Genomic DNA, 21,070 nt, shown 5'->3' with positions numbered 1-21,070 from the left:
CGCCAGCCGGAAGCGCCATATGGCATACGCCATAGCGCTAAGAGCCTGATTCACCAAGCTGGTGCGGCCCCTGAAGCTGGCGGGAAGGCAAACAGGCGCAGCTCTTGCTAAACGACCCTGCCTAGTTTTGTAGCAGGAATCAGTCAATGCTCAAGAGTCAGAACATGTCCCTCAGCGGCGCAGAGAAAGCCTGGCTGCCGTGGTTCGGCCGGACCGGCAAGATCGCCATGGGCTGGGCCACGTCGCGCAACCGGCACCGCTATCCCGCCATCGAACAGACCTTCGAGGCCTTCGCGCAGACCCGCGTGCGCATCCTGAGCACCTGGGCCGAACAGCAGTGGGCCCATCTGGAAGGGCTGGCTCGCGAGCTGGCCGGCAGCTGGCCGGACGTGGATGCCCGCCTGCTGCAGCAGCGCCGCCAGCGCGCCGAGGACTTTTCCGAACTGTTCGTCGTCAACCAGCAGGGCATGATCACCGGCTCCACCGCCAAAAGCCGCGCCGGCGCCCGCGTGGCGGCCACCGCGCCGCTGCGCGCCGGGCTGGCTGGGCGCTTCCTGCATGGCCCCTATCGCGACCCGGTCACCCAGAACCTGCCGCCGTCCACGTCCCGCTTCCACGATGCGGTGACGCTGATGTTCTACCAGCCGATCAGCGTGGATGGCAGCATCGTCGGCGCCCTGTGCGGCCGGGTGCCCAACGACGTGATCGGCGACCTGATCCAGCGCGAGGCCGGCCACATCTTCCACGAGTCCGGCGACAACTACCTGTTCATGGTCAAGTCGGTGTTCGACCCGCAGATCACCCCCGGCACGGCCCTGTCCCGCTCGCGCTTCGAGGACGCCACCTTCACCGGCGGCGACAACCTGAAGGACGGCGTCCGCACCGCCTTCGGCACCGTGCGCGTGCAGGAGCACACCGAGCTGGAACTGGTCTTCAACGATCCGGCCACCGGCCAGCTCCACCCCGGCGTGCGCGAGACGATCCGCAAGGGCGACAACCTCTTCGTCACCTACCCGGGCTATTCCGACTACCGCCACGTGCCGGTCATCGGCAAGGGCGTCACCTTCCGCCTGCCCGGCTCGCCGGACACCTGGGGGATGATGTGCGAGGCCGACCTGGAAGAGGTCTACCGCTACCGCAGCATCCCCTTCCGCCTGCTGCGCCTGTACATGGCGATCACGCTGGGCAGCTGGGGCGTCGCCGGCCTGCTCGCCGAGCTGGCCGGCCTCGGCCAGGCCGCCGTGCTCGGCACCGGGCTGGCCCTGCAACTGGTCGGCGCGGCGCTGTTCCACCAGCTCGGCTGCATGCCGGTCAGCCAGCGGCTGCGCGAGGCGACCCGCGTGCTGCGCTCCACCACCGAAGGCGGCGGCAACCTGTCCCAGCGCCTGCCGCGGGCCAGCGAACGGATCGACGAAGCCACCGTGCTGGCCCAGTGGGCCAACAGCTTCATCGACAACCTGGAGCAAATGATCCGCCAGGTCGCCAAGACCACCAGCGAGATCGGCGACACCAACCGCAACATGTTGCAGAAGAACAGCCACGCGGACCAGGTCTCGACGAGCATGCAGGGCGCCATCGACGACATCCTCAGCGCGATCCGCGTGCAGCTCAGCGAAATCGACGCCGCCACCACCAACACCGCCACCATGCAACAAGTCGTCCATCGCGTCAGCGAAGAGGCGCGCGAGCAATTCGCGCTGGTGGAAGCCCGCAGTCAAGGCATCCGCAGCTCGGTCAACCTGTCGGCGACGACGATCCGTCAGCTCGAACAGCGCACGCTGGAGATCGGCCGCATCGTCACGCTGATCAACGAGATCGCCGACCAGACCAACCTGCTGGCCCTCAACGCAGCCATCGAAGCGGCCCGCGCCGGCGAGACCGGGCGCGGCTTCGCAGTGGTGGCCGACGAGGTGCGCAAGCTGGCCGAACGCACCCGCGGCGCCACCGCCGACATCCGCGAGATGATCGACGGCGTGCAGAGCCAGGCCGAGGAGGCCGTGCGCACGATGGAAAGCGGCATGTCGGAGATGGAGGAAGGCCTGCGCCTGGCCACCGCCGCCAGCACCGACAAGCGGGAGATCGAGGCGGTCGTCGAGCGGCTGTTCATCACCATCAGCCAGATCGCCGCAGCGACCCATGCCTACGGCGACCGGGTGGAATCCATCTCCTCCGCCGCCGAGGCGATGCGCCACGCCACGCGGGAATCGGCCCGCAGCGCCGAGCTCACCGGCTTTGCGACCGGCAAGCTGGAACAGACCATGGGGCAGTTCCAGGTCGCCTGACGCGCGGCCTGGGAGCCGGCGTCACTCCGCTGCCGGTGCCCCGCCGGCCCGCCCGGACTCCACTGGCGGCAGCGGCGCGGCCTTGGGATGGGCATCGCCGCCGAGAGGCGGCTTGTGCGCCGCCCGGCTGATCCGCCGCACGGGGATGGACATGGCCACCACTTGCGGGTCCGGGTCGCGGATCAGCACGACATGGAGGGTCAGCGTGCCGAGCTTGCCCGCTTCGATCAGGCCCGGCAGATCCGCTTCGGTGAGCCCATCGTCGAAGGGCACATACGCAAAGGCCGCATCCCGGTGGCGCAGCATGATCGTGGTGTAGCTCTTCCAGTCGCTCACCACCCCCTTGGCATCGATCGGCCGGAACTTGATCTCGTAATCGCCCGTCGCGGTGTTGCCGTGGGCCGCGTTGCCCGCCTTGAGCTGGCGGCCGAAGCGGAAATTGGGATTCAGCACCAGCAGCGGGGCATCACGCAGATTGCGCACCTCGAAGTTGAGCGTATTCGGGTAGAGCGGATGCCCCGTGCCAACCGTGTAGGTGACATGCACCGAGAAGCCCGGCACCCGGCGGCGATACCAGGTACGGATGAACACGCCAATCGACACCGCCGCAAGGGTGGTGAGCATGTCCCAGATGCCATGATCCGCCAGCCACTTGAGGAGTTCCGCCACATCCGTCGGCGAGAAGGGCAGCATGTGCGTCAGCCCTCGCTGCGCGCACCATCCGCCAGGCCGTCGCGCAGCGCCGTGTAGCGCTGCTCCAGCTCCCGGCGCAGCTCCTTGCGGGCCTGGGCGGCCTGGTAGCGGCGCTTCTCGTCCGGCGTGAAGGCACGCAGCGCTGGCACACTGACCGGCTTGCGGTTCTCGTCCACGGCAACCATCGTGAAGAAGCAGCTGTTGGCATGGCGCACGACCTGGGTGCGGATGTCCTCGGCGATGACCTTCACGCCGATCTCCATCGACGAATTGCCGGTGTAATTGACCGACGCCATGAAGGTCACCAGCTCGCCAACGTGGATGGGCTGGCGGAACATCACCTGGTCCACCGACAAAGTCACCACATAGCAGCCCGAATAACGCGCCGCGCAGGCATAGGCCACCTGGTCGAGCAGCTTGAGGATGGCGCCACCATGCACGTTACCGGAAAAGTTGGCCATGTCCGGCGTCATCAGCACCGTCATGGTCAGCTGGTGGGCGGGGAAATTCATTGTTGTCTCCGTGGGGTCTGCAAGCATGGACCTCAGGATAAACGCGGTAAGGCGGGATGTCTCCCCACGCCGGGCGGAATCGGGCATCCTGTCATGCACGGAACGTGCAGACATGCAGACGGGCCCGCCCTGCACTGCATGTCCCTTGGAAAACCGCACTATCAATCCTGCAAGCACCCCGGACGCCGCCATGAATGCCCAGGACACCAGCGCACAGCCCCCCCACGCCACCCGCAGCGTGGTGCTCGTCGTCGACGACGAACCGGTGAACCGGCTGGTACTGGGCCGCGTCCTCGAACCCTTCTACACGGTCGTCAAGGCCGCCAACGGAACCGAAGCCCTGCAGGCGGCAACCCAGGCCCCGCCGCCCGACCTGATCCTGCTCGACATCATGATGCCGGACCTGGATGGCTTCGAAGTCCTCCAGCTGCTGCGCGGCGATCCCCGCAGCGCCGCCATCCCGGTGATCTTCGTAACCGCACTGACCGATGATGACAGCGAGCAGCGCGGCTTCGAGCTGGGCGCCTGCGACTACATCCACAAGCCGATCCGCGCGATCGTCGTGCGCGCCCGGGTGCGTGCGCAGCTGGAAGCCAAGGCCGCCCGTGACATGCTGGACAAGAACAACCTGCGCCTGCGGCACAAGGTGGAAGGCGGCGCCAAGGCGCTGGAAAACGCCCAGATGCAGCTGCTGCAGTCGGAGAAGATGGCCTCCCTCGGCCAGCTCGCCGCCGGCGTCGCCCATGAGATCAACAACCCTATCGGCTTCGTCGGCTCCAACCTGGGCAGCCTGGAGCACTACCTGCAGGATCTGTTCGCCATCATCGACGCCTACGAGGCCGGCGCCGCGGCCAGCGGCACGCCGACAGCCTATGCCGCCGCCACCGCCCTGCGCCAGCAGCTCGAATACGACTTCATCAAGGACGACGCGCTGCAGCTGCTACGGGAATCCGCCGACGGCGTGGACCGTATCCGCAAGATCGTCAGCGACCTAAAGGACTATTCCCGCACCAGCAGCGCCGACTGGCACTGGGCCGACCTGCACGCCGGCCTCGAATCGACGCTCAACATCGCCGCCAACGCACTGAAATACCACTGCACGGTGGTCAAGGACTACGGCGAGCTGCCGCAGGTCCATTGCCTGCCGTCCCAGCTCAACCAGGTCTTCATGAACCTGATCATCAACGCCGCCCAGGCCATCGAAGGCCAGGGCACGATCACCCTGGTCACCCGGCGCAGTGGTGACAACGCGGTGCAGATCAGCGTCAGCGACACCGGCAAGGGCATTCCACCGGAAGACCTGCAGCGCATCTTCGAGCCCTTCTACACCACCAAGCCGATCGGCCAGGGCACCGGCCTCGGCCTGTCCCTGTCATGGGGCATCGTCGACCGCCACCACGGCCACATCGATGTGACCAGCGAAGTCGGCACGGGCAGCACCTTCACTGTCACGCTGCCGATCGAGTCCCCCACCGAACGTACCTAGGCGCCTTCGGCAAAAAAACGGCCCGCCGTTGCCGGTGGGCCGAATCAGGTGCCAACTTGCCTGAGGAGAAACGGGGGCCGGATCAGAAGACCCGGTTGACCGACGCGATCCAGGTGCCGGCGTTCATGTCCTTGGTAGTGCCGTTACCGGCGACGCTGGGGTAGTTCTTCCAGTAATCGGCACCGGCTGTCGTCGTGTAGGCCAGACCCAGCGTCCAGCTGCCCGGCATGGCTTTGGTAACGCCGACCTTGTAATCGGAATAGTCCAAGCCCTTCGAATTTGCAATGGTCTGACGACCGGCATGCAGCGTGGCGGTCCACGTCGGCAGGAATTCGTAGCTCACGTTGGCTTCGATGTACCACGAGCCGGTGGTGTCCTTGCCGGTCACGCCCGCCCCCGGCTTGTTGGGGAAGGCGCCGGGGCCGGCGTTGTTGTCGGTGAAGCCGAAGTAGCCCACGTCGGTCATCGCCCGCGAGTACTTCAGGTTGAGCCACTGCCAGGTGCCGGAGAGGTAGAACTCGGTGGAGTTGTAGGTCTTCTTGGCGTAGCTGCCGGCCGGCGTGATCTTGTCGTAGTTGGCCTGCGGGAAGATGAACTGCAACACCCCCACGTCGTAGGCAAAATCACCCACTGCGCCCCGGTAGCCGCCGTACACATCGACCTCGATATTGGCGTTGGCGTACAGGTTGGCGCTGGTGTTGGACATCCAGGTGCCCACGTAGAGGCCTGACGCATGGGCGTAATCCACGCCCCCCTGGATCGCCGGGTTGCCCCAGGTCTGGCGGATGCCGCGGAACACGTATTCCGACACCACGCCGATGTTGCTGGTCAGTTCGGGGGCGGGCGCCGGCGCATCCTCGGCGCGGGCGGGCGCGGCCAGCGTGGCGGCAGCGATGGCCGGCAGCGCACAGCGGCCAAGGTGCCGGACAGCCTTCCGGAGAGCAGTCTTCTTCGCGGGTTTCATGCTTTTGCCTCTGTCGGTGTTGGGATGGCAGCCATTTCACGCCCGTGCGCCTACTCCCTCAATTCCCCCTCGGACCTACTCCCAAAGTCGAATTGTTCGCCCCCCCCCGGCGGCGGACAGTGCATGCCATTGCAGTCCCATCGCATTTTTTCGACATCGAGGAGTACGCAGATGAACACGACGACAGTGGATGCCGCGAGTAACGGCATCGGGAGCGGCGGCGCGAGCGCAACGCTCCACCGCAAGATCGGCTGGGCCGGGGCCTTCTGGGTGGCCAGCGGCGTTCCGGCCCTGGTGCTGTTCTCCATCGGCTCCATTGCCGCCACGGTGGGCAAGCCGTCCTGGGCGGTGTGGATCATTTCCATCGCCTTCGGCTTCCTGCAGTCCTTCTCCTACGCGGAGATCGCCGGCCTGTTCCCGCACAAGTCCGGCGGCGCGTCGGTGTACGGGGCGGTGGCCTGGGTGCGCTACAGCAAGCTGCTGGCGCCGCTCTCCGTGTGGTGCAACTGGCTGGCCTGGTCGCCGGTGCTGGCCATCGGCTCCGGGCTGGCAGCGGGCTACATCCTGTCGATCCTGTTCGCGCCGGACGCGGCCATCAACACCTGGCAGATCACCCTGCTCGACCTGGGCTTCATCAAGGGCGGCCTGTCCCTGCGCATCAATGCCACCTTCGTGCTCGGCGCGGCGGTGCTGCTGGCGGCCTTCGCCATCCAGCACCGCGGCATCCTGCAGGCGGCGCGCATGCAGATGGTGCTCGGCATCGCCGCGCTGGCGCCGCTGATGCTGATCGGCCTGTGGCCGCTGCTGTCCGGCGACATGCCCGCCGCCAACCTGACCCCGCTGTTCCCGCTGGCCAAGGACGCCAGCGGCGCGGTGATCGACGGCGCCTGGGACATGGGCGGCCTGACGCTGATGGCCGGCGGCCTGTTCATGGCGGCCTGGTCCACCTACGGCTTCGAGACGGCGGTGTGCTACACCCGCGAATTCCGTGACCCGCGCACCGACACCTTCAAGGCCATCCTGTATTCCGGCCTGCTGTGCATCTTCGTGTTCACCGTGGTGCCGCTGGCCTTCCAGGGCAACATCGGCCTCGGCCAGCTGGTCACGCCGGAGGTGAAGGACGCCGCTGGCAACGTGGTCACCCCGGCGGTCTACGACGGCATCCTGTCGCCGGACATCTACAGCGGCATGGGCGTCGCCCACGCCATGGCCCACATGCTGGGCGGCGGCACGCTGGTCGAGCACGTGCTGATGGCGATGCTGGTGCTGGCCTTGGTGCTGTCCATCATGACCTCGATGGCCGGCTCCTCGCGCACCCTCTACCAGGCCTCCGCCGACGGCTGGCTGCCCAAGTACCTGTCCCGCGTGAATGCCAACGGCGCGCCGGTCCCGGCGATGTGGACCGACCTCGGCTTCAACCTGATCCTGCTGTTGATGTCCGACTACGTCTTCGTGCTGGCCATCTCCAACGTCTGCTACATCCTCTTCAACTTCCTCAACCTCAACGCCGCCTGGATCCACCGCATCGACCGCCCGAGCTGGCCGCGCCCGTTCAAGGCCCCGCTGTGGCTGATCGCCATCGGCACCGTGCTGGCCTTCGCCAACCTGTGGCTGATGGGCATGGGCGCCGACATCTGGGGCGCCGGCACGCTGGCCTCCGGCCTGCTCGTCGCTGCGCTGATCGTGCCGGTCTTCCTGTACCGCCACTACGTCACCGACAAGGGCCAGTTCCCCGCCGCGATGCAGGAAGACATGCACCTCGGCAGCGAGGACGGCGTCGGCACCCGCGCCGGCATCCTGCCCTACCTGACCCTCGCCGGCGGCGCCGCAGTGGTGGCCATCGCCCACGCCTGTGCGGTGATCTGAGGAGAACGACCATGCTGCATTCCGACATCAAGAGCCGCCCCACCTACGCCCAGCTGGAACCGGACCTGTCCGGCAGCCAGCACCTGCTGATCGTCGAAGGCGACACCGTATTGCCGGGCCGCCTCGACTCCCTGGCCGGCACCTTCGCGCCGGTGGAAGAGAACCTGCACACCTGGCTGGTCGGCACCCAGGCCGGCGGCCTGGGCCTCGGCAAGGTGTGGCGCCTGCCCGAGGTAGCCGACGTGATCGATGCCTTCGCCTGCGCCACCCGCGGCTACGGCATCGGCGACCGCCTCTATGTGCAGGGCACCGAGCCCTTCCTGTGGTCGGTGGCCAAGGCCGCGGCGATCATCGGCTTCAGCGCCGAGCAGATCCACCTGCACCACGCCGGCAGCCTGCGCCGCCGGGTGTGGTGTACCCACTGCCACACCGTCACCGAGAACGTCACCACCAGCATCGCCAACTGTACCGGCTGCCACCGCCACCTCCTGGTACGCGACCACTTCTCCCGCCGCCTCGGTGCCTTCATGGGCGTGATGGTGGATGCGGAAGCGCCGGGCGAAGTGCCGGCCGTCGAGGAGAGCTTCGCATGATCGGCGAAACCCTCACGCTGAAGGTGGCCGCCGCCACCGCCATCTCGCCGAGCCTGCGCCACCTGCGCCTGGTGGCGGCGGACGGCCACAAGCTGCCCCCTGCCGCGGCCGGCGCCCACCTCCAGCTCGTGCTCAAGGGCGCCACGCGCACCCACCGCAACGCCTATTCGCTGATCAGCCGCCCCGGCGCCCGTGACGCCTACGAGATCATCGTGCGGCGCGTGCCCGACTCCCGCGGCGGCTCGGCCTTCATTCACGAGCAGATCAAGGTCGGCGACGTGCTGGAGGCCGGCTGGCCCGGCAACCTGTTCGCGCCGGTGCGCACCGCCCGCCGCCACCTGATGATCGCCGGCGGCATCGGCATCACGCCCTTCCTGTCCTACCTGGCCGACTTCGCCTTCGGCGGCGCCGACTACGCGCTGCACCTGTGCTGCCGCGAAGACGAGCAGCACGTCTTCGACCCGTGGCTGGCCGGCAAGAGCGGCGTCAGCGTGCACTGGGACGCCGACGGCCGCCGCCTCGAGATCCCCGCCCTGCTCGCCGCCCAGCCGGTCGGCACCCACCTTTACGTGTGCGGGCCGGCCGCCATGAACGACGAGGTGCTGGAACTCGCCGCGGCCGCCGGCTGGCCCGCCAGCCACGTGCATTGCGAGCACTTCGGCAGCGCCCTGTCCGGCGGCGAGGCCTTCCGCGCCTTCCTCGCCAAGTCCGGCGTCGAGGTCAGCGTCGGCGAAGACGAGAGCCTGCTCGAAGCCATCGAGCGACTCGGCGTCAAAGCCCCCTGCCTGTGCCGCGGCGGCGCCTGCGGCGTGTGCGCGACGCCGCTGCTGGAAGGCGAAGCCGACCACCGCGACCACTACCTGTCCGCCGCCGAGCGGGAAGCCGGCCGCCTGATCCTGCCCTGCGTGTCGCGGGCGCGGAGCGGGCGCCTGGTGCTGGACCTGTGAATCCGCCCCTGAGCGTCCCCGAGGAGATCGACATGAGCATCGCTTTCAAACCCGAAGAAACCTTCCGCGGCGACTACAGCTACCGCAACAGCGACGCCGCGGTGCTGCGCTTTCCCTTCCCCTTCGCGGAAGACCGCTACATGTACAGCGTCAATATCGAGCCGCACGTGCGCAGCGGCGCGACCGACGTGTATCTGCACGGCTTCGACGTGGATGAGCACTACATCGCCGAATGCCGCGACAAGGCCATCACGCTGGAGCGCGACCCCGGCCGCTGCCAGGTGCTGCCGCACATGATGATGGCCCAGTGGGACACGCTGGAGCTGCTGATGGAAAGCCTGTCCGCCGACTACCCGGAGCAGTTCTCGCTGATCAAGGAAGGCGACGACTTCGGCAGCCGGTGGACGTGGATCAACCGCCCGCTGGGCATCGAGCAGAGCTTCGTCTTCGGCAACGCCGAAACCCTGCCCTGCGAACCCTTCGAGTACATCACCCGCCAGGCCCAGGGCGACTTCGCGATCTGCGACCAGCGCGACGACAACCTCTTCATGGACGCCGGCATGGTCACCTCCCAGGCCGACTGGTCGCTGGAGTTCGACGTCGGCATGAGCTTCATGGAGTGGCACGGCCCGGTGCCGCTGGCCCACCAGACCGGCGTCTTCGAGCGCGCGCTGAAATACCTACTGATGCTGCGTCACGGCCAGCCGGTGCGCCGCCTCAACTGGACCATGAGCATCAACCCGCGCCTCGACACCTCGCCGGAGAGCTACCCCGAGTGGGGCCCGGACCGGGCCAGCGTCACCCCCGACAACGCCGGCCAGAAGGTGCACCTGCGCGTCGAGCTGCAGACCCTGTGGCGCCTGCCGCGCAGCAACGCGATTTTGTTCCCGATCCGCTGCTACCTGGCCTCCCTCGACGACCTGGCCCGCGTGCCCCGCTGGGGCGCCCGCCTGCACCGGGTGCTGTCCTCGCTGCCGCCCCAGCTCGTCGAATACAAGGGCCTGACCCGCTACCTGCCGGCCGCCCTCGAATGGCTGGCCAAGCACGACGACGGCCGCGAACTGCCCCTCGGCACCGAACCCGGCACCACCCTCCTCAGCCCCCGCTGAGGCGCCTGCACCGCATTCATCGACACCCGAAACCACAAAAAGGAAACAGCCATGAACGCCATCACCCAAATGACCCCCACCGGCATCGGTTCCGAATGGAGCCCCCAATGGCTGCTCACCCCTGAGCAGAAGGCCCTACAAGCCGACCTGATCGCCCTGTGCGAAACCACGCTGCGTCCCAACGCCATCGAGAGCGACAAGAAGTACATCTACCCGCGCAAGAACTTCGAAGCGCTGGCCGCCATGGGCCTGATGAGCCTGACCATCCCGAAGGAACTCGGCGGCCGCGGTGAAAGCCACCTGTGCGCCGCGATGGTGGTCGAGACCATCGCCCGCTACGGCTGCCCGTCCACCGCCATGTGTTACACAATGCACCTGGGCGCCTGCGCCGCCGCACTGCTGCGCCACCACGACAACGAGCGCCTGAAGGACATCCTGCGCCGGGTGGACAAGGACGTGCTGATCGGCACCCTGTCCTACTCCGACCCGGAAACCGGCTCCCACTTCTGGTACCCGATGTCGTCCCGCGCCGAGCGCACCGACAATGGCTGGAAGGTCTTCAAGAAGGCCTCCTGGACCACCTCCGGCGGCTTCGCCGACTGGTACATCATCCAGACCACCTCTCCGGACTTCGGCGGCGACTACTCCAACCTGTCCTGCTTCCTGGTCACCAAAGACCAGATCCACGCCGACCCGGCCAACTGGGATGGCCTCGGCATGCGCGGCAACCAGTCCGGCCCGATCGCGGTGGACGGCGTCGAGATCGCCCCGGATGCGCTGGTCGGCCCGATCGGCGACGGCGCCAAGTCCAACGACGAAGTGGTCGACCCCTTCTTCCTGGTGTGCTCCTCGGCCTGCTGGAACGGCATCTGCCTGGCCGCGATGGACATCACCAAGAACCACACCACCCGCAAGGTGCATAACGACGTGGGCATGCGCGTGGCCGACTACCCGACCATCCAGGACTACGTCGGCGAGTGCCTGATCGACACCAACGCCAGCCGCAGCTACGTGTACCTGGCCGCCAAGGCGCTGGACGAGCAGACCAACAACTGCGACTGGTCCGCCCACGCCACCATCGACCACCTGCCGCGCACCGAGCTGCTCAACTGGCTGTGGCAGGTCAAGTTCTTCGCCTCCAAGAACGTCACCTTCGTGGTGGACAAGATGCTCCACGCCTGCGGCGGCACCGGCTACAAGCCGGCCCTCGGCATCGAGCGCCTGCTGCGCGACGGCAAGGCCGGCTGGGTGATGGGCCCCACCAACGAAGTGCTGCGCCAGTTCGTCGGCAAGGCCGCGCTGCTCGGCTTCGAGGTGCTGGACTACTGGAACCAGTCGGTGAACCAGCGCGTCCTCAACAACGAGCTCAAGAAGATGAGCAAGGAAGAGAAAGCCGCCTTCGCCAGCAAGCTCCTCGCCGAGGCGCAAGCTTAAGTCCAGGGAGCCCCGCCGCCATGCACGCCACCACCAGCCAGCCCATCGCCGCCCACCGGGCGCCCTTCGACGGGCGTTTGTTCCGCCGCGTCCTCGGCCTCTTCCCCACCGGCGTCACCATCGTCACCACCTGGGACGACGAGGGCCGGCCGGTGGGGGCAACCGTCAGCTCCTTCAACTCCGTATCCCTCGATCCGCCGCTGGTGCTCTTCAGCCTGGCCAAGAACATGGCCTGCTGCGAGGCCTTCGCCGCCGGCGGGCCGCTGGCCATCCACGTGCTCGGCGACGAGCAGGAGTCGCTGTCCAACCGCTTCGCGCGGGGCGGCGGCGACAAGTGGGCGGACCTGGTCTACGGCGCCGGCGAGCACGGCGCGCCGCTGCTCGACGGGGCCCTGGCCACCTTCGAATGCCGGCCCTTCGCCCAGTATCCGGGCGGCGACCACACCATCTTCGTCGCCGAAGTCCATCAACTGCGCTGCCGCGACGGCGAGCCGCTGGTCTTCGCCGGCGGCAGCTACCGGCGCCTGGCCGAGCGGGAGGTGTGCGCATGAACGACGTCGTCCCGCCCGCGGATGTGGCGCAGGAAGGCGACCCCTTCCTGCTCGCCGCCGAGGCCGCGCCGCGCCTGGCCCAGGCCTTTCCCGAACCGCTGGCGGTGATCCGCGTCACCGCCGCCAGCGCCCGTGCCTTCGAAGTGAAGGCCGGGCAGTACATCCAGGTCATCGATGTGGATGGCCGCCAGTGCTCCGACCTCCTCGCCTTCGACGCCGCGGCGCTGGCCGCCGGCGAGGAATGGGGCCTCGACCCGACCGTGACACGCACCCTGGCCGGCGCCGCCTATCCCCAGCCCGGCCTGCACGCCAAGTACTTCGACGCCCGCATGCAGCCGCTGCTCGAAACCGTGCAGGACACCGTCGGCCGCCACGACGCCTTCGCGCTGGCGTGCACCGCCAAGTACTACGAGGACGCCGGCTTTCCCGGCCACGCCAACTGCAGCGACAACTTCAACGCCGCGCTGGCCGGCTTCGGCATCCGCCCGCGCGCCGGCTGGCCGGCCATCAACTTCTTCTACAACACCTTCATCCAGCCCTGCGGCAGCCTCGGCTTTGCCGAACCGTGGTCCAAGCCCGGCGACTACGTGTTGCTCAGGGCGCTGAAGGACCTGGTGGTGGCGGTGTCGTCCTGCGCCGACGACATCGACCCCGCCAACGCCTGGCAGCCCACCGACATCGAGGCGCGCGTCTACGACGCCGCCCATTCCTTCCCCCGCGCGATGGCCCACCGCATGACACCCGACTCCCCCGTCCGCCTGACCCGGCCGACCGCCTTCGCGCCGGCAACCGAAACCCTCACCCGCGACTTCATCGACTACAAGGGCTACTGGCTGCCGCGCAGCTTCGTCGGCCACGGCACGCTGGCCGAATACTGGGCCTGCCGCGAGAAGGTGGCGGTCATGGACCTGTCGGCGCTGCGCAAGTTCGACGTCACCGGCCCCGACGCCGAAGCCCTGCTGCAGAAGGTGCAGACCCGCGACCTGCGCAAGCTGGCCGTCGGCCAGGTGGTCTACACCGCCGTCTGCCACGCCCACGGCGGCATGATGGACGACGGCACGGTGTTCCGCCTCGGCCGCGATGTGTTCCGCTTCGTCTGCGGCGAAGACACCACCGGCCTGTGGCTGCAGGAACAGGCCGCCGCCACCGGCTTCAACGTGCATATCCGCGAAGCCACCGACGCCCTGCACAACCTCGCCGTGCAAGGCCCCAGGAGCCGCGAGTTGCTCAAGAAGATCCTGTGGACCAGCCCGCTGCAGCCGACGCCGGACGAACTCGGCTGGTTCCGCTTCGCCGCTGCCCGCCTTGGCGGCCCCACCGGCATCCCGCTGGTGGTGTCGCGCACCGGCTATACCGGTGAGCTGGGCTATGAGCTGTGGTGCGCGCCCAAGGACGGCCCCGCGCTGTGGAACGCAGTGATGGAAGCCGGCGCCCCGCTGGGCATCGTGCCGCTCGGCTTCGACGCCCTCGACATGCTGCGCATCGAAGCCGGCCTTGCCTTCGCCGGCCACGAGTTCTGCGACCAGACCGATCCCTTCGAAGCCGGTATCGGCTTCACCGTCGCCCTGTCAAAGCCGGACGACTTCATCGGCAAAGCCGCCCTGGAGGAACGCAAGGCCCACCCCCGCCGCAAACTGGTCGGCCTCGCCATCGCCAGCAACGAAGCCGCCAGCCATGGCGATGGCCTCTACGTCGGCCGCGCCAAGGTCGGCGAAATCACCAGCACCACCCGCTCGCCGGTCCTCGACATGCAGATCGCCCTCGCCCGCGTGGATGTCGCCTACTCGGCGCTCGACACCGAACTGCAGGTCGGTCAACTGGATGGGCACCGCAAACGACTGGATGCGAAAGTGGTGGTGTTTCCGCACTACGACCCGACGAAATCGCGGGTCAGGGCTTAACAGCGTGCGCAGCGACGCTCACTGATCGGAGTAGCTTTCATTGAGATCGCATACATCCTGCTCAGAGATGCCGAGGTGGGCCATCACCACGGACTTGCCACGGCTCCAGTTGGTGTCATCGGTCAGGTAGCGCTGGCTGTGTGCAATGTGCTCGGCGAGCGTCGCGAAGGACACCAGGGTGCGCGCTTGCGCGGCGGTGTGGTCGGCATCGTCACCGAAAATCGACAGGTCGTGATGCAGCAGCGTGGCCTTGCTGATCGCCTCGGGCAGCCCCCAGGTGCGCGTCAGAAAGTAGCCGACCGCGGAGTGGTTGGTCGCGTGGTGTTCTTCTTCGACGCTGGTGAAGCTCTGATCGTAGGCCGCGTTGGCGGCCTCCAGGGTCTCGGTGTAGCCGGGAAAGCGCTTCATCAGCACCGCGATGCCGCAATCGTGGAACAGGCCGAAGGAATAAGCCATCTCGGTCGGCACGCCCTTGAATTCGCGGCTCAGGTTCGCACACAAGCTTGCGACGCGCGCGGCAGAATCCCAGAAACGCTCAAGGTGCAGGCTGCTGCCGCCAGAGAGCGTGGCACGCAGCATGACCCCGGCCGTCAACGCGGAAAGCGCCCGCATCCCCAATATCGACACGGCCTGGGCGATGCTGCCGACATGGCGTGACAGGCCCAGGGCGGGGGAATTGGCGACCTTCAGCACCGAAGCGGCCAGCGCCACATCGGTGCTCACGATTTGCGCGATGCGCCCCAGCGAGCCGTTCGGGGAGGCAATTTCCTGCTGCAGCGAGAGCAGGACTGCGGGACAGGGCGGAATGTCGATACCGCGCAAAAGACGGTCGAGCGTGGCGTGGTCGGGAGACTCCATGGCGACGCGAAACCCGGAAAGAAAATGGTGATTTTAACAAATTTACCATTTTTAAAAAATAAAACTCGACATCGAAGGACCTCCAGCTGCACGGCCCCCTGTCGCCACCATACCCGCCACGCCTTGCTGGACTTGCACCGCCTCATCGGCGGCGCGCGCCCGGCAACGGCTTTGGCGTTAGGTAGAGCAAAGACTCAGCTGGCAGCAAGCACCGCACCGATTGCCGCAGCGGACTCCTTGAGGTCGGCAAGATGCGCCTGGACCAGCTTTGCGCGGAGCTGGAACTTGCGCGGCCACAGCAGGCTGATACACGCGATTACGTCGTCACCATGGAAAATGGGTACTGCGATGGCGTCGAGCTGGTCGTCATGCAAGCTCTTGTCCAGGTTCGATCCGCCGAACAGTGGATCACGGGCGCCGTAGCCCTGCGCGCGGGTTTCGGCGAGCATCGTGTCCAGTTCCCGTTCCAGCACCTGACGACTGCGGGGATTCGCAGGCGGGTTGGCGCGCGCACGGGCAATCGCGGCCTCGCGTTGTTCATCACGGCAAAAGGCAAGATAGGCGCGGCTGGGGGCCGCCAGGAACATGTCGACTTTATAGCCCAGCTCGTATTCCGCGATACCGAGCCCGACGTAGCGGCGTGAGGTTTCGACCAGTTCCAGGTAGCCCTCCCGCGGGACCGTCAGATCGGATGGCCAGATAGCCTTCTTCTGCAACTGGACGAGAAACGGTGCGGCTATCTCGGCGATCTGCAAGGTCCGTTCATCCAGTTGCCGGCGGGCCGCGATCGAGATCGTGCGGCGATAACATCCATCGCCCATCGCGCGCCAGATGAAGCGGTTCTTCCGGAGGGTTTCGAGGATACGCAGCAGCGTAGCCTTGGGAATGGCCGTTTTCTCGTGCAGTTCGGCAAGAGACTGCCCGCGCAGCTCATCCAGTTCCTGAAGTACAAGCAGCCCGCGTTCCAGCGTGTTGATGGTCTTCATCACCGTCGGCCCGTTTGACAAATCTCGAGATTAAATCAGAAAATTGATCGACCCGGCCTCAGGAAGTCACGCCCATGCACGCCGATCTCCAAGCGCTTCTGGTGGCCTGCGTCGTCACGATGATGCTCTGCGTCGGACTGGATTTCCCGCTGGCCTCCTGGCGATCCCTTCTCAGAAATCCCTTGCCGCTATGGGTTGGGTTGGCAACCCAGAATCTTGTCGTTCCCCTGGTGGGATTTACGGTCGCCCTGCTGTTTCGTGATCAGAGCGAAATAGCGCTGGGCATCGTTTTGATTGTAGCCGCCCCCGGTGGACCAATCGCGAACGCAATCGTGCATTTTGCCGGTGCGCGCATCGACATATCCGTGTCGCTGACGGTGATCAATGCGCTCGTCAGCCTGGTCACCGTTCCCTTGATCGCCAGCGCAGGTTTTGCGCTTCTGGCCGAAGAGAACACAGCTATCCGCTTGCCTGTTGCAGAGACGCTGGCCCATATCGCCTTCATCATCGTGATGCCGATTGTCAGCGGCTTCGCCATTCAGCGTATTGCGGGCCGGTCTGTTGCGCGGATCAGCAAATGGGCACGAGCCGGTACCGGGGTCATGATGACACTCATCCTCATCATCGTCTGTGTTGCAAACGCCCGGGGACTTTCCACCCATTTCAGCCAGATGGTCCCGGCGGCCCTGACACTTTGTCTGGCCATGCTGGCCTGCGCTCACCTGTTTTCGCGTTTCAGCCGCCTCGACGCCGAGACGCGCTTCGCGATCGCCAACGAGTCCAGCGTGCACAACGTACCGCTGGCCCTGATCATGGCCGAAGAGATCATCCATCGCCCAGAACTGGCCGCAATGATTGCCGTTTACGCGCAATCGATCGGCCTCCTGACGCTCGCCTGGGCGCTCATCCATCGGCGTCGGCTCACCCCCGCGAAATAGCCGGCCCCTCCTCGCATGTAACCTGGCTGTAGCAAAAAGCCCCGACGCACACAAGTCGAGAACCGCGTGCATCGGTGCATGGTTTCACCTGGTGACACGGATGCGCTTGTCGATTGTGCAAGCGACACATCACTGAAAAACTGAATCCCACGAAAAGCCGAGCCGACCGTGCCGGACTTTTCAGTGACACAGGCTGAATAAAAATAGCTTCAAGGTCTCCACGTGGCAGAGGGGTATCTCACCGCAGAAAGGTGATATCTCCGCTGCGGCAGATGATCGACCCATACAGCCAAAAAACAAAATAACGAGGAGACAATTAGTTGAAGATCAAGCTGCCATGCGGGCGCCACGCCCTCAGGCCGGCGGATTTCATTCGCCTGGCCATTCCCTGCGGACTCGCGCTGAACCATGCCTATGCGGCGACGAATTTTGAGCTTGCCGGCGCAACCGGCAGTTTCAAGGCCGACGTAACGCTGGGCACGCAATTCAGGACTTCTTCCCCCAGCGCCGAACTCCTCAATGGCAACAATGCCGCAACCGTCGGCCGCAGCGGAAACCCCAGCGGTGCCACGGGACGCAATAACGACGACGGCAACCTGAATTACAAGCGTGGCGACCAGACCTCCACAGTCGCGAAAGTCCTTCTGGAATCGTCCCTGAAGGGCGACGTGTTCGAAGGGGTCCTGAAGGCCAAAGCCTGGTACGACTACCAGTTGAGCGACGGCGGCGTTCCCTACGGCAATTCGATCAATGGATACACGGCGGGCGCAGCGCTGGGCCAGCGTGGCGCAAGTTCGCTGGCGCGGGCCTCGGGAATCAGCCTGCTCGACGCCTATGTGAAGGCCAGGATGCGGCTCGGCGCCGTGGCCTCGGACGTGTCCGTCGGCAATCAGGTATTGAGCGGATGGGGCGAGAGATTCGCCTTCGGTGGCGGCCTTTCCGCCCTCCAGCCACGGGATTTCGCGGCGGCGGCCAGGCCGGGCGCCTTGCCCGGCGAAATCTTCCGTCCTTTCCCGATGATTGCGCTGAAGGCGGCATCGGCGGATCTGGGCAGCGTGGAAGCCTTTTACCAGTTGGGACGGGCCGAGAATGCGCTGCCCCTGTGCGGCACATTCGCCAGCCCTGCCGACTTTCAGGCGGATGGATGCAACAAGGTCTATGTCGGGCCGGGTTCGGATGCATCACGCGACCGCATCGGCCAATATTTGACCCGCCCCGGCAATCTCCACGCCAGCGACCACGGCCAATACGGCCTGGCTTATCGCTTCACGCTGGAGCCGATCAAGACCCAGGTCTCCCTGCACTACGCCAATTACGCCTCGCGCATGGGCCTGATCGGGGTCACCAAGAGCACGAACCCGACCAACCCGCTGATCAATGGCGATCCGCTCGGCTCGAACGTCAGCTATTTCCTGGAATATCCGGAAGATATCAGGGTCTTTGGCCTGGGCTTCAACAGCCAGATCGGCAAGACAAAGATCTCGGGCGAATTGACTTATCGCCCCAATCAGCCCGTTTCCCTGAATGGCCCCGACATCCTGAATGCCTTTGCCAGCTACAGCGCGGCGACACCGCTGCGTTCCGCTGCGCAGAATGCGCCGCTGGGACAGCCTTTCCACGGCTTCGACCGTTTCAAGGTCAGCCAATTGCAGCTGGCTGCCACGCGTGCCTTCGACAATGTGATCGGTGCACAGGAATTCACGCTTTACGGCGAAGTCGGCATCCGGCATGTGGATGGGCTGCCCGACGTCAATGAAATGCGTTACGGCCGGGCCACGGTATTCGGAATCGGCCCTATTGGCGGCGTCTGCCAGGGCGGCTCGACAAAGGGTTCGGCCCAGTGCAGCACCGACGGCTTTGCCTCAAGCACCATGTGGGGCTATCGCTTGCGCGGAAGTGCGCGTTACGCAGGTGCCATTTTTGGCGCCGATCTGGTGCCGACGCTTTCATTCGGACAGGACGTCAAGGGCTGGTCCGACGAAGGCGTATTCAACCAGGGCCGCAAGATCATGAACCTGTCGGTGCGCGCCATCATGAACAAGAAATACTGGGTGGATGTGACGGCACAGTCGGCATGGGGCGGCACGTATGACCCGATGCGCGATCGCGATTTCGTGAATCTGTCCATCGGTGCAAGTTTCTAACGATCAAAAGGAGACACAGTTCATGAAGCTCACCCGCCTTTTGGGGCTGTCATTGCTTTCCGTCGGGCTCGCATCCCCGTCGTTCGCCGCCAACGCCCAGCGTCCCAATATCCTGCTCATTCTCGCCGACGATCTCGGGCTGACGGACGTCGGTGCCTACGGATCGGAAATCTCGACGCCCAATATCGACCGCCTGGCCAAGGGCGGCGCGCGCATGAGCAGCTTCTACGCGTCGCCCTTCTGTTCGCCGACGCGCGCGATGCTGATGTCCGGCACCGACAATCACCTGGCGGGCTTCGGCGACATGGCCGAACTCCTGTTGCCCGAACAACGGGGCAAGCCGGGTTACGAGGGCTACCTGAACGAGCGTGTCCTGGCCATTCCGCAGGTCCTGCATGACGCGGGCTACCGCACGGTCATGGCCGGCAAGTGGCATCTCGGTACCGCCGAGAATCAAAGCCCGGCAGCCCGCGGTTTCGATCAGTCCTACGCGATGGTGCAAGGCGGCGCCAGCCATTTCGGAGATCAGACGGGCATCGTCGCGCTCGACGCGAACAAGCCGCCCAAGGCGCTCTATCGGGAGAACGGAAAGTCCATCGATATTCCCCGGGACGGTTTCTATTCCTCCGAGGTCTTTGCCAACAAGGTCATGGAATACCTGGACAAGACCGACGACACTAAAAAGCCTTTCTTTGCCTATCTCGCATTTACCGCTCCGCACTGGCCTCTGCAGGCCCCCGATGCCGATATCCAGAAATACGTCGATCGCTATAAGGGCGGCTATGACCAGATCCGGCGCGAACGCGTGGAGCGCCTGAAGAAGGCGGGCTTGCTGGATCCGAATACGCCGGTCTTCGAGGGCAATTCCCGTTGGCCGAAATGGGATTCCCTGTCACCGGCCGAAAAGCGTGCGGAAGCCAAACGGATGGCCGTCTATGCTGCGATGGTGGACAACATGGACCGCCAGATCGGCCGCGTGCTTGCCTACCTCGAAAAGAAGGGGGAACTGGACAATACGGTCGTGTTCTTCCTTTCCGATAACGGCGCGGACGGCAATTCCGTCTATGACGTGGGCGAAACGCGGAAATGGCTGCACCGGGACATGGACAACAGCATCGAGAACACCGGACGCCCCGGTTCCTTTGTCGAATATGGGCCCGGATGGGCACAGGTCGGCATGACGCCGATGCGCATGTACAAGGCCTTTACCTACGAAGGCGGCATCTCGGTGCCGGCCATCGCCTGGGGCCCCGGCGTCGGGATCAAGGGCAGCGAGCGTGGCGCGCTGACCCATGTGTCGGATATTGCGCCGACCATTTATGAACTGGCCGGCACGCACCATCCGGGTACCCAGTATCGCGGCAAGTCCATCCTGCCGGTGCGTGGCAAATCCCTGTTGAGCTACCTGAAAGGGGAAGCGCCGAACGTGCATGACGCCAACGAAGCGATTGGCTGGGAACTGGGCGGGCGCAAGGCGCTGCGCAAGGGGGACTGGAAGATCGTGTATGCCAATCAGCCGTGGGGTAGCGGTCACTGGGAGCTCTACAACATCGTCCAGGACCGCACCGAGAGCCATGATCTCGCCACCGCGATGCCGGACAAGCTGAACGAACTGCTGGCCGCGTGGAAGCAGTACGTCGCCGAAACGGGCACGCTGGAGATCGAAGGACTGGCGAATCGGCCGGGCTACAGCAATGCGGGCCGCTACTACGAGGATCTGGCGGTGGAAGCTGCGCAGAAGCCCAAGGCGCCGGCAGCAACGAAGTAGGCTCCCGGCTGGCGTGCCCGTGATCTGCCTGCATCGAT

Annotated in this window: 17 protein-coding genes; 12 read left to right on the top strand and 5 right to left on the bottom strand. The window is 65.7% G+C overall.

The window, feature by feature from the left end; translation table 11 throughout:
• Positions 1–146: 146 nt before the first annotated feature.
• Entirely contained in the window at positions 147–2,282 is a 2,136-nt protein-coding gene (locus tag AC3QL2_RS11815; RefSeq protein ID WP_493235885.1) for a methyl-accepting chemotaxis protein, read from the top strand.
• Between the two features lie 21 nt (positions 2,283–2,303).
• On the opposite strand, the gene AC3QL2_RS11810 is transcribed toward AC3QL2_RS11815, so the two are convergent.
• Together AC3QL2_RS11810 and AC3QL2_RS11805 are read right to left on the bottom strand one after the other, a co-directional pair.
• Positions 2,304–2,975, bottom strand: a complete 672-nt coding sequence (locus tag AC3QL2_RS11810; RefSeq protein WP_493235887.1) for a hypothetical protein — start codon at positions 2,973–2,975, stop codon at positions 2,304–2,306.
• Positions 2,976–2,980: 5 nt separating this feature from the next.
• Positions 2,981–3,487: an acyl-CoA thioesterase gene (locus AC3QL2_RS11805; protein ID WP_493235888.1), complete on the bottom strand. Its 507-nt coding sequence runs from the start codon at positions 3,485–3,487 to the stop codon at positions 2,981–2,983.
• Between the two features lie 190 nt (positions 3,488–3,677).
• Between AC3QL2_RS11805 and AC3QL2_RS11800 the strand changes: the two genes are divergently transcribed.
• The gene (locus tag AC3QL2_RS11800) at positions 3,678–4,973 is read left to right on the top strand and encodes an ATP-binding protein (protein WP_493235889.1); all 1,296 of its coding nucleotides are present in this window, start codon (positions 3,678–3,680) and stop codon (positions 4,971–4,973) included.
• An 82-nt stretch (positions 4,974–5,055) separates the two neighbouring features.
• Here AC3QL2_RS11800 and AC3QL2_RS11795 read toward each other — a convergent pair whose 3' ends face one another.
• Complete coding sequence (locus AC3QL2_RS11795; RefSeq protein WP_493235890.1) at positions 5,056–5,937, bottom strand: TorF family putative porin; 882 nt, start codon at positions 5,935–5,937, stop codon at positions 5,056–5,058.
• A gap of 171 nt (positions 5,938–6,108) precedes the next feature.
• Here AC3QL2_RS11795 and AC3QL2_RS11790 point away from each other — a divergent pair, with 171 nt between their 5' ends.
• Genes AC3QL2_RS11790 through AC3QL2_RS11760 form a run of 7 tightly spaced genes read left to right on the top strand, consistent with a single transcriptional unit; the run spans position 6,109 to position 14,338 of the window.
• Complete coding sequence (locus tag AC3QL2_RS11790; protein WP_493235891.1) at positions 6,109–7,803, top strand: APC family permease; 1,695 nt, start codon at positions 6,109–6,111, stop codon at positions 7,801–7,803.
• An 11-nt stretch (positions 7,804–7,814) separates the two neighbouring features.
• Positions 7,815–8,396, top strand: a complete 582-nt coding sequence (locus tag AC3QL2_RS11785) for a dimethylamine monooxygenase subunit DmmA family protein (RefSeq protein ID WP_493235893.1) — start codon at positions 7,815–7,817, stop codon at positions 8,394–8,396.
• Positions 8,393–9,343, top strand: a complete 951-nt coding sequence (locus AC3QL2_RS11780) for a PDR/VanB family oxidoreductase (protein WP_493235894.1) — start codon at positions 8,393–8,395, stop codon at positions 9,341–9,343. Before AC3QL2_RS11785 ends, AC3QL2_RS11780 begins: the two co-directional genes overlap by 4 nt.
• A gap of 32 nt (positions 9,344–9,375) precedes the next feature.
• Entirely contained in the window at positions 9,376–10,452 is a 1,077-nt protein-coding gene (locus AC3QL2_RS11775; protein ID WP_493235895.1) for a heme-dependent oxidative N-demethylase family protein, read from the top strand.
• A gap of 51 nt (positions 10,453–10,503) precedes the next feature.
• Positions 10,504–11,886, top strand: coding sequence for an acyl-CoA dehydrogenase family protein (locus AC3QL2_RS11770; RefSeq protein ID WP_493235896.1), 1,383 nt, complete (start codon positions 10,504–10,506; stop codon positions 11,884–11,886).
• 20 nt (positions 11,887–11,906) lie between these two features.
• A complete protein-coding gene (locus AC3QL2_RS11765) occupies positions 11,907–12,437 on the top strand; it encodes a flavin reductase family protein (RefSeq protein WP_493235897.1) in 531 nt (176 codons plus the stop codon).
• Positions 12,434–14,338, top strand: coding sequence for a DUF1989 domain-containing protein (locus AC3QL2_RS11760; RefSeq protein ID WP_493235899.1), 1,905 nt, complete (start codon positions 12,434–12,436; stop codon positions 14,336–14,338). The genes AC3QL2_RS11765 and AC3QL2_RS11760 overlap by 4 nt, the downstream gene beginning before the upstream one ends.
• Before the next feature lie 18 nt (positions 14,339–14,356).
• On the opposite strand, the gene AC3QL2_RS11755 is transcribed toward AC3QL2_RS11760, so the two are convergent.
• On the bottom strand, positions 14,357–15,196 hold the full coding sequence (locus tag AC3QL2_RS11755; protein WP_493235900.1) for an HDOD domain-containing protein: 840 nt from the start codon (positions 15,194–15,196) through the stop codon (positions 14,357–14,359).
• A 194-nt stretch (positions 15,197–15,390) separates the two neighbouring features.
• Positions 15,391–16,182, bottom strand: a complete 792-nt coding sequence (locus tag AC3QL2_RS11750; protein WP_493235902.1) for an IclR family transcriptional regulator domain-containing protein — start codon at positions 16,180–16,182, stop codon at positions 15,391–15,393.
• A 74-nt stretch (positions 16,183–16,256) separates the two neighbouring features.
• Here AC3QL2_RS11750 and AC3QL2_RS11745 point away from each other — a divergent pair, with 74 nt between their 5' ends.
• The 3 genes from AC3QL2_RS11745 (at position 16,257) to AC3QL2_RS11735 (ending at position 21,032) form a co-directional block, all read left to right on the top strand.
• Entirely contained in the window at positions 16,257–17,120 is an 864-nt protein-coding gene (locus AC3QL2_RS11745) for a bile acid:sodium symporter family protein (RefSeq protein ID WP_493235903.1), read from the top strand.
• Between the two features lie 320 nt (positions 17,121–17,440).
• A complete protein-coding gene (locus AC3QL2_RS11740; RefSeq protein ID WP_493235905.1) occupies positions 17,441–19,264 on the top strand; it encodes a DUF1302 domain-containing protein in 1,824 nt (607 codons plus the stop codon).
• 22 nt (positions 19,265–19,286) lie between these two features.
• Entirely contained in the window at positions 19,287–21,032 is a 1,746-nt protein-coding gene (locus AC3QL2_RS11735) for an arylsulfatase (protein WP_493235907.1), read from the top strand.
• Positions 21,033–21,070: the final 38 nt, after the last annotated feature.

The sequence above is a fragment of the Zoogloea sp. GW822-FHT05C07 genome, from assembly GCF_058800215.1.
The sequence above is the reverse complement of the archived record's forward strand: the minus strand, read 5'-3'. Positions and strand labels throughout refer to the sequence as shown.

What these genes read in the sequence shown, in the direction of transcription:
- AC3QL2_RS11795 (WP_493235890.1), bottom strand. Translation starts at nt 5,937, where the DNA reads ATGAAACCCGCGAAGAAGACTGCTCTCCGGAAGGCTGTCCGGCACCTT.
- AC3QL2_RS11770 (WP_493235896.1), top strand. Translation starts at nt 10,504, where the DNA reads ATGAACGCCATCACCCAAATGACCCCCACCGGCATCGGTTCCGAATGG.
- AC3QL2_RS11750 (WP_493235902.1), bottom strand. Translation starts at nt 16,182, where the DNA reads ATGAAGACCATCAACACGCTGGAACGCGGGCTGCTTGTACTTCAGGAA.
- AC3QL2_RS11775 (WP_493235895.1), top strand. Translation starts at nt 9,376, where the DNA reads ATGAGCATCGCTTTCAAACCCGAAGAAACCTTCCGCGGCGACTACAGC.
- AC3QL2_RS11790 (WP_493235891.1), top strand. Translation starts at nt 6,109, where the DNA reads ATGAACACGACGACAGTGGATGCCGCGAGTAACGGCATCGGGAGCGGC.
- AC3QL2_RS11735 (WP_493235907.1), top strand. Translation starts at nt 19,287, where the DNA reads ATGAAGCTCACCCGCCTTTTGGGGCTGTCATTGCTTTCCGTCGGGCTC.
- AC3QL2_RS11800 (WP_493235889.1), top strand. Translation starts at nt 3,678, where the DNA reads ATGAATGCCCAGGACACCAGCGCACAGCCCCCCCACGCCACCCGCAGC.
- AC3QL2_RS11785 (WP_493235893.1), top strand. Translation starts at nt 7,815, where the DNA reads ATGCTGCATTCCGACATCAAGAGCCGCCCCACCTACGCCCAGCTGGAA.
- AC3QL2_RS11745 (WP_493235903.1), top strand. Translation starts at nt 16,257, where the DNA reads ATGCACGCCGATCTCCAAGCGCTTCTGGTGGCCTGCGTCGTCACGATG.
- AC3QL2_RS11805 (WP_493235888.1), bottom strand. Translation starts at nt 3,487, where the DNA reads ATGAATTTCCCCGCCCACCAGCTGACCATGACGGTGCTGATGACGCCG.
- AC3QL2_RS11815 (WP_493235885.1), top strand. Translation starts at nt 147, where the DNA reads ATGCTCAAGAGTCAGAACATGTCCCTCAGCGGCGCAGAGAAAGCCTGG.
- AC3QL2_RS11765 (WP_493235897.1), top strand. Translation starts at nt 11,907, where the DNA reads ATGCACGCCACCACCAGCCAGCCCATCGCCGCCCACCGGGCGCCCTTC.
- AC3QL2_RS11760 (WP_493235899.1), top strand. Translation starts at nt 12,434, where the DNA reads ATGAACGACGTCGTCCCGCCCGCGGATGTGGCGCAGGAAGGCGACCCC.
- AC3QL2_RS11755 (WP_493235900.1), bottom strand. Translation starts at nt 15,196, where the DNA reads ATGGAGTCTCCCGACCACGCCACGCTCGACCGTCTTTTGCGCGGTATC.
- AC3QL2_RS11810 (WP_493235887.1), bottom strand. Translation starts at nt 2,975, where the DNA reads ATGCTGCCCTTCTCGCCGACGGATGTGGCGGAACTCCTCAAGTGGCTG.
- AC3QL2_RS11780 (WP_493235894.1), top strand. Translation starts at nt 8,393, where the DNA reads ATGATCGGCGAAACCCTCACGCTGAAGGTGGCCGCCGCCACCGCCATC.